Genomic DNA, 12218 nt, shown 5'->3' with positions numbered 1-12218 from the left:
CACAGAGTCGAACAGCTTAGATCTAAAATTAGAGTACAATAGGTGAAGTATGGTGGGGCCGGGTCGCCCTGAAAAGCGCCCGGCCTACCCATCACCGCTTTCTACATTCTTTAAAATTCCAAACTATGAAAAAGTATTTTTTTCTTTGCGTAGTCGCCTTGCTGGCGCACGCAGCCCAGTCCCAGGTGTTGCTGGGCGAGGGCACCAAGCAGATCTATCAAAGTCCCAACTTGGGTCCGGTGCTGCCAAACCACAAAACCGTCGCTATTCTTCCGTTTGAGGCAAGGATTTCGTATAAAAAGCAGCCGAAGAACTTCAGTGCTGAGGCCAATCGGGACCAGGAAGCGGCGCTCTCGCAAAACATCCAGAGCAGCATGTATACTTACCTGCTACGTAAATCCGATGCGTATTCAGTGAGCTTTCAGGATGTGGAAAAGACCAACATACTGCTCCGTAAAGCAGGTATGTATGAAAATCTACAGTCTTATACCCGTGAGGAAATCGCCCAAGTGCTGGGAGTAGATGCGGTGATCGGGGGCAAGTTCGACATGGAGCAGTCCAAGTCAGAAGGGGCGGCGCTGGCTACAGCCGTGGTGCTGGGAGGCTTTGGCGGCAAGACAGGCTCAGGCTCACTGACTATGACTATTCACAACGGAAAAGACGGAGAACTGCTCTGGCGCTTCTTCAAGACCATGGACGAGGACATCACCTCTTCTACGGATGATGTGATTGAGCGCATGATGCGCAAAGTTTCCCGCAACTTTCCTTATGCCACTAAGTAAGTATAGTTCGTTAGCTTCTTTCCAAAAGCAGCAGGTGCCGGAAGGCAGCAGGAAAAGGGGAGAGGCCGAATGGATAGTATAAAAAGAGCCCGCAGCTGAAATCAGCTGCGGGCTCTTTTTATACTAGGGTTTTATGTGGTATTTACAGTGCGCCGAAGTCGAAACCGTCGAGATAGGCAGTGGTGAAGTTTCCTTCTTTAAAGCCTTTGTCATCCATCAGCTTCAAGTGAAACGGAACAGTTGTTTTTACGCCTTCAATCACGAATTCACTTAAAGCACGCTTCATTTTTACTAATGCTTCCTCGCGGGTTTGAGCCGTTACGATGAGCTTGGCAATCATCGAGTCGTAGTTCGGCGGAATAGTATAGCCGGAATAAACGTGCGAGTCGATGCGTACGCCGTGGCCACCTGGTACGTGCAACGTGGTAATGGTGCCCGGCGAAGGACGAAAGCCGTTCTTTGGATCTTCCGCGTTGATGCGACACTCAATGGCGTGCATCTTTGGATAATAGTTTTTGCCAGAGATCTTCTCGCCAGCTGCTACCTTAATTTGCTCCTTGATCAGGTCGTAATCAATTACTTCTTCCGTGATCGGGTGCTCTACCTGGATACGCGTGTTCATCTCCATAAAGTAGAAGTCACGGTTTTTGTCTACCAGGAATTCGATGGTCCCTACGCCCTCGTAGTTGATGGCCTTGGCACCGGCAATTGCGGCAGCCCCCATTTTATCGCGGAGCTCCTCGGTAATAAAAGGCGATGGTGTCTCTTCTACCAGTTTCTGGTGGCGGCGCTGAATAGAGCAATCGCGCTCTGACAGGTGCGCCACGTTGCCATACTGGTCGCCGATTAGCTGTATCTCAATGTGGCGTGGCTCCTCTACAAATTTCTCCAGGTAAATGCCATCATTGCCGAAAGCAGCTTTTGCCTCGGTTCGGGCATCGTTCCAGGCTTTTTCAAACTCCGAATCGTTGCGTACGATGCGCATCCCCTTGCCACCGCCACCGGCTGTAGCTTTCAGGATAATAGGATATTTTACCTTCTGTGCCAGCTTGACGCCTTCTTCCATGTTCTTAAGCAGTCCATCAGAACCCGGAATGGTAGGGACGCCTGCCTTCTTCATCGTGTCCTTGGCCGAAGCTTTGTCGCCCATGGCGTTGATCATTTCTGGCGTGGCCCCAATAAACTTAATATTGTTTTCGGCACAGATGCGCGAAAACTCTGCATTCTCCGATAAAAAGCCATAGCCCGGGTGAATAGCATCTGCATTCGTGATTTCGGCGGCGGCAATAATATTGGGAATGTTCAGGTAGGACAGTGCACTGGGAGGCGGGCCGATACAAACGGCTTCGTCCGCAAAGCGCACGTGCAGGCTTTCTTTATCTGCGGTAGAGTAAATGGCTACCGTTTTGATGCCCATCTCCTTGCATGTCCGGATGATGCGCAAGGCAATCTCGCCACGGTTGGCGATCAGTATCTTTTTGAACATAATTTATGATTAGGAGATTTGAAGATTTATGAATTTGAAGATGCTAAACAACTAAAATGGAGACGATCAGGACCATCTCCATTTCCAAATCTTCACATTTTCAAACTTTCAAATCAGTAAATTAGCTTGGGTCCACCAGGAACAGGGCCTGATCGTACTCTACCGGTGAGGCATTGTCTACCAGCACCTTCACGATCTTGCCCGACACTTCAGCTTCAATTTCATTAAATAACTTCATCGCTTCGATGATGCAGATCACCTGACCTTTTTTCACTTCATCACCTACGTTCGCAAAAACAGGTGATTCAGGGTTGGAGGAGCGGTAGAAAGTGCCGATCATCGGCGCCTTGATGGTTACATATTTGCTCTCGTTAGAGGCAGGAGCGGGGGCAGCGGCCTGTGGTGCGGCAGCAGGGGCAGCCTGCGGTGCGGCAACGGGCAGCGGCTGTGGGGCAGCGACAGGAGCTGGCTCGCTCACATACTTCACTTTCTGGTTTGGCTCGCGCTGTACCGAGATTTTAAACTCTTCTGTTTCAATGTTAACCTTGTTAAGGCCCGACTTCGCGATGAAGTCAATCAGATCCTGGATTTCTTTCGCTTTCATGTCTTATTTTACTCTTTCAGCATATGAATAGGTACGCGTATCTACTTTTATCTTTTCGTCCTGGCCAATGAACAGGGGCACCTGAATGGTGGCACCGGTTTCTACAATGGCGGGCTTTGAGGCATTGGTGGCTGTGTCGCCTTTCAGGCCTGGCTCAGTATACGTTATGGTTAGCTCCACGAAAGGAGGTATCTCGCAGGTTAGGGGCGTTTCTGTTTCAGCGTGGTAAAGGATCGTTACCTCCTGGCCTTCCTTCATCAGGTCTGCAAACGGCACCATCAAGTCCTCTAGCGTCACCTGCTCAAAGGTGTTCATATCCATGAAGTTATAGCCCAGATCATCTTTGTAAATAAACTGGTGTGGGCGCTGCTCTACACGGGCTGTTGTAATTTTGTGGCCCGCTGAGAAGGTGTTATCGATCACCTTGCCTGTTTTGATGTTGCGGAGCTTTGTTCGAACAAACGCAGGTCCTTTTCCTGGCTTTACGTGCTGGAAGTCAATAACAACATACAGGTCGTTGTTGAACTCCATGCACAATCCGTTTCTAATGTCAGCGGTGGTTGCCATACAAATAATCTCTTGTTGTGTCTTGATTAAGGGGGGTAAAAGTAAAGCTGTTTTTTTTGTCTTGCAAAGCAAAGTTAGTTATTCTACCTCAAATCTCCTTGCAGCGCTATGGGTTTCCGCATACTTAAGCCGGTGCGGGTATTTTGAGCATCCCTCAAAAAGCAGGGTTTTCTGCATTATGCCGGCGCAGACCTGCTAAAAGTGCCGGGGTAAATTTTCTTTTGTGCCAGAAATTCCATACTATAGTTATGCGTTAAAGTTTTAAATTAGTGAAATTTTACCAGACATGATACAACGCAGCACCAGGTTAGACAGTGTCCATTACGAATTGCGGGGACCGGTTTATGAAGCAGCCAAGGAGCTGGAACTTCAGGGGCATATGATTACCAAACTGAACATCGGCAACCCGACGCCTTTTGGTTTTCAGGCTGCGCCAGCAGTGGTGGCACAAATTGTTGAGAACCTGCAGCAGGCACAAGGCTACTCCGACCATAAAGGCTTGCTGGAAGCCCGGGAGGCGTTGCGTTTATACTATCGTGACAGGGGCATAGAAGGGGTGCATACGGAAGATATTTTTATCGGCAATGGCGTTAGTGAACTGATTCTGCATGCGGTGGAGGCCCTGCTGAACGAGGGCGATGAGGTCCTCATTCCCACACCCGATTACCCGCTCTGGACAGCTGCCGTTCGCTTTTCAGGAGGCAAAGCCGTGCATTATCTTTGCGATGAGGAGTCGGACTGGAACCCGGATCTGGCTGATATCCAGTCTAAGATCACTTCCCGCACCCGCGCCATCGTGATCATCAACCCGAACAATCCCACCGGCGCGGTGTATAGCCCGCAAGTGCTGCAACAGCTCATGCAACTGGCCGAGGAACATGAACTAGTGGTATTCTCCGATGAGATTTACGATAAGATACTCTATGATGGTGCGGTGCATTACCCAACGGCTATTTTCTCTGATAAGGTGCTGACCATCACGTTTAGCGGCCTTTCAAAGAACTACCTGGCGGCAGGTTTCCGGGCTGGCTGGATGGTTATCAGCGGTCCTGTGGCCAATGCCACTAGATACATTGATGGCCTGAATACCCTGGCCAGCCTGCGCGTGTGCAGCAATGTGCCTGCTCAATATGGTATCAAAACGGCCGTTGAAAGCGACAAGAACATGCACGACCTGGTGCAGCCCACCGGCAGGTTAGGGCTGCAGCGCGAGCTTTGCTACTCCCGGCTTACGGCCATACCCGGCATTACGTGCGTGAAGCCTAAAGGCGCTTTTTACCTGTTCCCGAAAATTGATGTGCGTAAGTTTAAGATCCGGAACGATCAGCAATTCGTGCTCGACTTTTTGCGCGAGCAGCATGTACTGCTGGTACAGGGCAGCGGATTTAACTGGCAACAGCCGGATCATTTTAGGGTAGTATATCTGCCCGAATTAGCGGAGCTGCGCCTGACGATGGATAAACTGGCCACTTTCCTGGAGACTTACCAGCAGGGCGTACCCGCCACGTCCGTATTTGTTTAGCAATTTATACTATAAAAGAGAAAGGCTCCTGCTATATAGCAGGAGCCTTTCTCTTTTATAGTATAGGCAGCAAACAAGTACCATTTACCAGTTAACTTTCTGCTCAATAAGATGGATGAGCGCATCGGCTAGTTGCTGCTGTTCGGCTATACTTGGGTGGCCGGGTGTATTTTTATAAGGCACTGCTAACGTATAAATTTTATCGTCTTTCAGGGTAGCTACCGCCTCCTGCACGTAGCCCGGCCACGGCGATCCCGGCTGGGTAATATCCATGTTGCCAAGCATACAGATGATCTGCGCATCAGGGTATTTCTCCCGCACGGATTGCACAAATGTGCTGTAAGCATTAAGTATAAATTCTTTAGAGGGCGGTGTAGTGCCGAATACCCGTTTAAATTGGTCATTCTCCGGTTTTGTCACAATCCAGGAGTCATTCTGCAGCAGGTTAATGACTACGACATCCGGTTTATACTTCGTGAAATCCCATTTACTGTCCGGCTCTGAGGGGTTCAGCCGGTCGTAGATTTCGGGCATGGTATACGGAAACCAGCTGACCATAATGCCGATGCCGCTTTTGCAGATACAAGTATAAGCGGCATCAAAATGGCGGGCTGTGATGGCGGCATAGCTCAGGTAGTTGTTCGTATAGGTGCTGTCCGATTGGTCTTTGCCAGAGTAATCTTCTACCGCATAACCTGCAGTGATCGAATTGCCATAGAACTCCAGCTTACGCTTTTTGGGGGCAGGCGGTGGTAGCAGGCGGGTGTTCTTACTCAACTCAAAGCCGTAGAACAGGGTGGTGCCCCGGTCATACTCTGTTCTTTTGAACAGCGTAATAGTATGTTTGCCGGCTGAAAGGCCGGTGGCTAACGTATAGGCCTGCTTTGTGGTGCCGGGCCGCAGCAGGCGTGCCGTGTCGCCATCTACTAGAATGTTAAAGTAGTTATTTCCGGTTTCATCCTGCAAAACAGCCGCCACCGAAGTCCCTTCTACGTTTATACTAATTGTAGTACCAGACCAGTATAAGGCGCCCGCATCCTGCCTTTGCAGGCCTATCCGGCCAGTATAGGCAATCTGATCGTTCTTGAAGTCTATAAACGAGCTGGTGGTTTCAGCGCTTTCGGGAGAAGCTACCTTGCAACTGGTTATCAGCATCAGCAGTAGCAGGTAACTTAAACAGGAGCGGTTATCTTTCATACAGGCGAGGGTTATACTTGATTTTAGCCGCCTAATATAAGAGATTGCGCCGGAAGTGCCTATACTTTGGGTGCAAACAATAACCACAGCTGCCGGTTCTGCGTCTAAACATAGTTTAAGACCTAAGCAATGAAAACGAGATCCATACTATTGGCAAGCCGCCCCAAAGGCATGCCCACTGAAGAAAACTTTAAGTTTGAAGAACAGGAAGTATCCTCTCTGCAGAAAGGGGAGGTGCTGCTGAAGGCCCTTTATATCTCCGTTGATCCGTACATGCGCGGCCGCATGAGCGACGCTAAATCCTATGCGGCACCTTATGCGGTAGGCGAGCCGATGAAAGGCGGCGTAGTAGCGGAGGTGGCGGAAAGCCGAAACGATACGTTCCAACAGGGCGAAGTGGTGATGGGCACACTGCCCTGGCAAACGTATGCCATTTCGGATGGCAGCGGCTTGAGCAAAATCGATAAAAACATTGCCCCGCTCAGTTATTACCTGGGTATACTTGGTATGCCGGGGCTAACAGCATACTGCGGCCTGTTGTTTATTGGCGAGCCGAAAGAAGGAGAAACAGTTGTTGTATCAGGTGCGGCGGGAGCAGTGGGCACTGTCGTTGGCCAGATCGCCAAACTGAAAGGCTGCCGGGTAGTAGGCATTGCCGGCTCTGATGATAAAATAGATTTCCTGACCACTGAGCTGGGCTTTGATGCAGGCATCAACTATAAAACGACAGAGAACATGGCGGCAGCTATTAGCGAGGCCTGTCCGGATGGCGTTGACGTATACTTTGATAATGTAGGAGGCGAGATAACAGATGGTGTATACGCTAACCTGAACAAATTCGCCCGCATAGCTATTTGTGGGCAGATCGCTTTTTACAACGCCACCACTACACCAACGGGTCCACGTATAGAGGGTATGCTGCTGAAGAACAGTGCGCTGATGAAGGGGTTTATTGTAAGCGATTACGCCAGCCGGTTTAGTGAGGCAGCTCGTGAACTGGCACAGTGGGTGCAGCAGGGCAAACTGCAGTACCAGGAAAACATTATAGATGGGTTTGAAAACCTGCCGCAAGCGTTCTTCGGCTTGTTTACGGGCCAGAATACTGGCAAACAACTCGTGAAAGTGGCGGACCCATCTTAAGCATTATACTACATATTTAGAATTTTTTGACGACGATGAATAATTTTCAGTTTTATAACCCGGTAAAAATACTTTTCGGGAAAGGGCAGATTGCTGCCATTACGAAGGAAATACCTGCCGATGCCCGCGTGATGATGACGTATGGCGGCGGCAGCATTAAGCAGAATGGTGTGTACGAGCAAGTGATGGAGGCGCTGCAGGGCCACACTGTATTTGAGTTTCAGGGGATTGAGCCAAACCCGCGCTATGAAACCCTGATGCAGGCGGTGGGCATTGCCAAGCGCGAGCAGATCGATTTTATACTTGCTGTTGGCGGAGGCTCTGTAATAGACGGCACAAAGTTTATTGCGGCAGCAGCGCTTTACGAAGGACTCAACCCCTGGGACCTGCTCTCTAAGGGCATTAAACCGACGCAAGCAATACCGTTTGGGGCCGTGCTCACCTTGCCGGCAACCGGCTCAGAAATGAATTCCGGTGCCGTGATCACCCGCGAAGAAACAAAAGAAAAGTTCTCGTTTGGCAGTCCGTTTACGTTTCCTAAATTCTCGGTGCTGGACCCGGAAACTACCTTCACATTGCCTTTGCGTCAGATCAGCAATGGCGTGGTAGATGCTTTTACGCATGTGCTGGAGCAATACCTGACCTATCCAGTAAATTCGCCGCTGCAGGACCGCATGGCTGAAGCCATTCTGCTAACTCTGAAAGAGGAGGGGCCTAAGGCGCTGGACAACCCCCAGGATTACGATACTATGGCAAATATTATGTGGGCTGCTACTATGGCGCTGAACGGCGTTATCCGGGTAGGGGTACCGACGGACTGGGCCACCCACTACATTGCCCACGAACTCACAGCCCTGCACGGCATCGACCATGCCCGTACGCTGGCAATTGTACTCCCTTCGCTGCTGCGCTATAAGCAGGAAACCAAAAAGGAGAAGTTGCTGCAATACGGCGAGCGCATCTGGGATGTGACGGTAGGAACTGATGACGAGAAGATCGAAGCGACTATTCAGGCGACCCTCAGCTTCTTCGAATCGCTCGACATTCCAACTCGTTTGCAGGACTACGAGGTGGAGCAGGATACCATTCAGATGATTGTGCAGCGTTTTAAGGAACGGGGAGTGAAGAACTTGGGAGAAAGATCCGATATTCAGATTGAAGACGTGGAGAAGATTCTTACCCTAAGCCTATAAGCGAGTAAGCTCTTTCAAAGCAAAACGCCACGATAGCTTCGGTTGTCGTGGCGTTTTGCTCTAATGCTGGAAGATAGTTTTTCTGGCACCTAAGGCAGCAGTATGCCCCAGTATACCTAAATATACTGTGGTGCTTACATCAGAATGCCATGAAAGATAATGTTGAGCAAACCATCAAACACCGAGGCAGGCTTTAGCGGCAGTTCCTGCATCAGGTCTTCAGGGACCTGTTGTGTAAAGTCCGGGTTCAGGATGCTTTCCAAAGCGCTGGCGTACAGCAGCACAGCCAGCGGTCGGTTCACATCCTGTCGCACGTAGCCTTGGCGAACGCCCTCATTCAGCAGGGTGTTAAACCTTATAAAAGCTGCATCCGCTTTGTAGGCTTGTACCAGGGCCCAGCCTTTTGGCGCATGTTTTTTTACATCTTTCACAAAAGTAGGGCTAACCGTATATAGTTTTGTGGCTACAAAGCCGAAGATCTGGTTTATCTTGTCCGGGAAAGCCTGGGTTTCATCCTTTAGCAAGCGCTCCACTTCAGATTGTATCTCCTGTTGATATTCCTTAATGACGACCTGAAGCAGTTCTTCCTTGCTGGCGAAGTATAAATAGAGTGTTTTTTTACTCATGCCAAGGCGCTGAGCCAATTCGGACATCAGTACATGACTATAACCTGTTGAAAAAAATAGGGCGCTGGCTTCCTGAATAATGCGCCCGCGAATTACGTCAGGTTTATCCATAAGGTAAATTTGTTTTCGATGTGGCTTGTTATTGCTGTTGAAACGCTAATTGCTGCACAAAAATCAGGAAAATTAGGAAGAAAGCCTACCAAAAATTGCGCTAAATAGGATAAATGGTATTTTGCTGCTACTTGTTCCCAGCTAAATTATTGTAACTGTCCTGTTGCCAGATGGAAAGCTAACAGCAGTGTGCAATATTTTAGTAGGTAGCCTCTGAAATAAAATTGCCTGGTACCTGACAATGGACAGCTGAAGTATAATTTTGGCATTCAGGTGCACGTTATACCTTACACAATCCCCTGAAAGATTGCTTCCCTATTGGATATTATATTTATAATATTATATATATTGTAAGTGCAAATTACTGCTGTGCGAAGCTGCATCTTATCCTGCTCTGAAGCTAGCCATCAACGCTGTTGTTGTAAATCATAGCAACTATAATTTTTTTATGGAAATCCATTTGTAATTTATTTAAAAGCCTCTTACATTGCACTAACAGCATTGGGAATGGCTTGAAATAGGCCTTGTATGAAAAGACAGCTGTAGCAGAATGGCGATCATACAGACGGGTAGTCTTTTTTAATTGAAATCAAAATAAAAGAATAATTATATTTTAACTTGCGGCCGATGGTAGACGTAATTAATTTTGTTGCCTTATCAGGGATTTTCAATGTGCTGTTTTTCTGGTATTCTTCTACAAAAATGAAGTCCAGGCTGAACCCTGTAAAAACGCTCGTTGCCTCCTTTGTCTTTTCTATTCCGTTAAGCTTTTTGTTGATAGGCGTATATACGACCATGTTGCTGTATGCTGCCCGTAATGGTACGACAGAAGACGCTGTTTGGGAGTATATGGAACAGGAGGAATTACAGTAAGTATAAACTGTTATTTTCTAAAGTATAAAAGCCACTGTTCAGTGGCTTTTTCTTTTTACAACATATGTGGTTTCATTGTGCAGGTCTGGATAAACAGCAGGCAAAGTGAAGGACGAGCTTATGCTGGTGCTGCCAGGTCTTAAAAAGCATTGCCCGTAACTACTAAAGGCCGTAATTTAGCTTTTTTGCGTTAAAACAAGTCTGGCGCCACGTACAACCGTATATAGGGCTACCGAAACAACGTATTCTGCTCGTGGTGCATTTTCGCTCTGATGCAGGTGGCTACTTTATTGAATAACTAAAAACTATACGTATGAAAATTAACAGAAAAGTAATAATGGCGATGACGGCTATCGGATTTACCTTTTGCATGGCAGCTTGCGGAAACAACGGCGATTTACCTAAAGAAGACGACTATACCAACACCACAGAATCTGCACCTGAATCGACGGATAATTTAACGGGTTATGGTAACATCACCGACTCGACTGGTACCGATACGGCCAGCACCAATACGGGAGCATCAACCGGTACTACAGAAGGCAGTACAACCGCTGGCACTACTGCAGGATCTTCAACAGACCTGTAGTAAGCAGTTTTCTCTGGTCAATAAGTAGGAGCAGCGAAAGCTGCTCTTTTTTTGCCTGAAGCTTAAGGATAAAACTGGATGAAGTCAGGATATTCTAACATAATTATAAAGCTCTTTTGCTAGTGACAGGCGTAAGCTTTGACCCATATTTACCTGTTTTTACGTACTTTAGGACTGCTAAATTCCGTGTTTTTCTTTGAAAACGTGTGATGTAAGTTGTACAGAGATCGTAAAGTTTACTTCATGTGACGAAGATAAAGCCGGGAGGTAAAAGGAGGAACTACAAATGTAACTACGTCAGGCACGAGCACGAGTAGCTCTACGGATGGTGTAACTGCCAGCAATACTACATCTGGCTGTACTATAGGTAGATAATCAAAGCTTTAGCCCCAGTTTAAACAAGAAGAGCGGCCCGATGGTCGCTCTTCTTGTTTTACTGGAAAGGTTGCAGCTAGTATTGCCGAATCATCTTTGCCATATTAATGACTGCCGGCACTGCTGCCTACATCTGAGCCGCCGTCCTGGATATCGGCACTGCCGCGGCTTCCGCTTTTCTGTGATGGAGCACCGCCAACTGTGCCCTTCATGATCTCTTCTTCGCTTACCGTTTCAGGCTCACCTGTTGGATGAATATTAGGTACACTATTGCCTTTGTTCAGCGTGTCATTCACATCTTCATTTTTCAACATGTCTTTCTTTTTGTCGTCTTTATCGTTCGTCTGCATGGTCTCTGGTTTTATAGTATAAAAATCAGGTCGGCTTTGTGCCGCCTGTAGTGTGCCGATGCGCTCTTTAGTACCGGTTTAAGGGTCTAAAATCATTGTTGTGCTGTCCTCGGTCGCGTTCATCATAGTACTCTGGGTGGCGGCTGGTATAATGGCCATGGTAGCTGCGGTGGTGTCCACTCATCGGATCATAGTGCCGGTTCCAGTCCGGGTCGTAATTATTGCTGCCGTCATAGCCGTAGCTTAGGGAGCCAGCCATATTTCCGTAGTTATCACCGTGGCCACTGCCATAATGATCCGGGCCATAATTGCCATCAAAGTTACCGAGTGCCGAGGAGTCCCGGAACCGGTAGTGGGCACGATCAGAAGTACTCTGCCGGTCGTTAAAATTGCGGCTGCCGGAGCTATACTGCTGTGTGTGCTGGCCCTGATCGCTGTCATAATCACGGGGATGGGAGCGGTAGTATTGCTCTTGTCTGCCACTATTTGCATAAAAGCTCTCCCGGTGGCTATTGCCGTATGGCTGTCTATTGCCGCGTGCATTGTCCTGCCGGTCGTCGAAGCCATTATAGGTGGTTTCGTTCCTATCCGGGCTATGCGTGTCGAAGCGGTAGGCTCCTCTGTACCTGTCTTCATCTACCGGGCGGTTGTTATCGCGGTACTGGTTGTCGGAAGGATGCGTGTTGTTTCTGTTATTCCAGTTTGTTTGGTCCATAGTTTTCTCGTGTTTGCTCTTTTCTTTTAACGGTTGCCAGCGCCGCAGGTTTAGTAGCTGCTGCGGTCTGGCTTAACCCATCTGCCCC

13 protein-coding genes are annotated in these 12218 nt (G+C 48.4%); 6 read left to right on the top strand and 7 right to left on the bottom strand.

What is annotated here, in order from left to right; translation table 11 throughout:
* Window positions 1–125 precede the first annotated feature (125 nt).
* Window positions 126–782 (top strand): hypothetical protein, encoded by a 657-nt coding sequence (locus ABDW72_RS13735; RefSeq protein WP_347159147.1) that lies wholly within the window; start codon window positions 126–128, stop codon window positions 780–782.
* A 142-nt stretch (window positions 783–924) separates the two neighbouring features.
* Here the strand turns inward: ABDW72_RS13735 and accC are convergent, their stop codons facing one another.
* From accC to efp, 3 genes are all read right to left on the bottom strand, one after another.
* Window positions 925–2268, bottom strand: a complete 1344-nt coding sequence (gene accC, locus ABDW72_RS13730) for an acetyl-CoA carboxylase biotin carboxylase subunit (RefSeq protein ID WP_347159146.1) — start codon at window positions 2266–2268, stop codon at window positions 925–927.
* Between the two features lie 121 nt (window positions 2269–2389).
* A complete protein-coding gene (accB, locus tag ABDW72_RS13725; protein WP_347159145.1) occupies window positions 2390–2872 on the bottom strand; it encodes an acetyl-CoA carboxylase biotin carboxyl carrier protein in 483 nt (160 codons plus the stop codon).
* Window positions 2873–2875: 3 nt separating this feature from the next.
* Window positions 2876–3439, bottom strand: a complete 564-nt coding sequence (gene efp, locus ABDW72_RS13720) for an elongation factor P (RefSeq protein WP_347159144.1) — start codon at window positions 3437–3439, stop codon at window positions 2876–2878.
* Window positions 3440–3725: 286 nt separating this feature from the next.
* On the opposite strand from efp, the gene ABDW72_RS13715 reads away from it, so the two are divergent.
* Window positions 3726–4961: a pyridoxal phosphate-dependent aminotransferase gene (locus ABDW72_RS13715; RefSeq protein ID WP_347159143.1), complete on the top strand. Its 1236-nt coding sequence runs from the start codon at window positions 3726–3728 to the stop codon at window positions 4959–4961.
* An 84-nt stretch (window positions 4962–5045) separates the two neighbouring features.
* Here the strand turns inward: ABDW72_RS13715 and ABDW72_RS13710 are convergent, their stop codons facing one another.
* Window positions 5046–6158, bottom strand: coding sequence for an SGNH/GDSL hydrolase family protein (locus ABDW72_RS13710; protein WP_347159142.1), 1113 nt, complete (start codon window positions 6156–6158; stop codon window positions 5046–5048).
* A 129-nt stretch (window positions 6159–6287) separates the two neighbouring features.
* Between ABDW72_RS13710 and ABDW72_RS13705 the strand changes: the two genes are divergently transcribed.
* Together ABDW72_RS13705 and ABDW72_RS13700 are read left to right on the top strand one after the other, a co-directional pair.
* Entirely contained in the window at window positions 6288–7298 is a 1011-nt protein-coding gene (locus tag ABDW72_RS13705; protein WP_347159141.1) for an NADP-dependent oxidoreductase, read from the top strand.
* A 35-nt stretch (window positions 7299–7333) separates the two neighbouring features.
* Entirely contained in the window at window positions 7334–8491 is a 1158-nt protein-coding gene (locus tag ABDW72_RS13700; protein WP_347159140.1) for an iron-containing alcohol dehydrogenase, read from the top strand.
* A gap of 134 nt (window positions 8492–8625) precedes the next feature.
* On the opposite strand, the gene ABDW72_RS13695 is transcribed toward ABDW72_RS13700, so the two are convergent.
* Window positions 8626–9228, bottom strand: coding sequence for a TetR/AcrR family transcriptional regulator (locus ABDW72_RS13695; RefSeq protein ID WP_347159139.1), 603 nt, complete (start codon window positions 9226–9228; stop codon window positions 8626–8628).
* A gap of 702 nt (window positions 9229–9930) precedes the next feature.
* On the opposite strand from ABDW72_RS13695, the gene ABDW72_RS13690 reads away from it, so the two are divergent.
* Complete coding sequence (locus ABDW72_RS13690) at window positions 9931–10101, top strand: hypothetical protein (RefSeq protein ID WP_347159138.1); 171 nt, start codon at window positions 9931–9933, stop codon at window positions 10099–10101.
* Between the two features lie 313 nt (window positions 10102–10414).
* A complete protein-coding gene (locus ABDW72_RS13685; RefSeq protein ID WP_347159137.1) occupies window positions 10415–10690 on the top strand; it encodes a hypothetical protein in 276 nt (91 codons plus the stop codon).
* 479 nt (window positions 10691–11169) lie between these two features.
* Here the strand turns inward: ABDW72_RS13685 and ABDW72_RS13680 are convergent, their stop codons facing one another.
* Both ABDW72_RS13680 and ABDW72_RS13675 read right to left on the bottom strand, forming a co-directional pair.
* On the bottom strand, window positions 11170–11415 hold the full coding sequence (locus ABDW72_RS13680) for a hypothetical protein (RefSeq protein WP_347159136.1): 246 nt from the start codon (window positions 11413–11415) through the stop codon (window positions 11170–11172).
* Window positions 11416–11482: 67 nt separating this feature from the next.
* Window positions 11483–12130, bottom strand: a complete 648-nt coding sequence (locus tag ABDW72_RS13675; protein WP_347159135.1) for a hypothetical protein — start codon at window positions 12128–12130, stop codon at window positions 11483–11485.
* Between the last annotated feature and the right edge of the window lie 88 nt (window positions 12131–12218).

Origin of the sequence: Pontibacter chitinilyticus (genome assembly GCF_039748935.1) — a bacterium.
GTDB lineage: Bacteria > Bacteroidota > Bacteroidia > Cytophagales > Hymenobacteraceae > Pontibacter > Pontibacter chitinilyticus.
The sequence above is the reverse complement of the archived record's forward strand: the minus strand, read 5'-3'. Positions and strand labels throughout refer to the sequence as shown.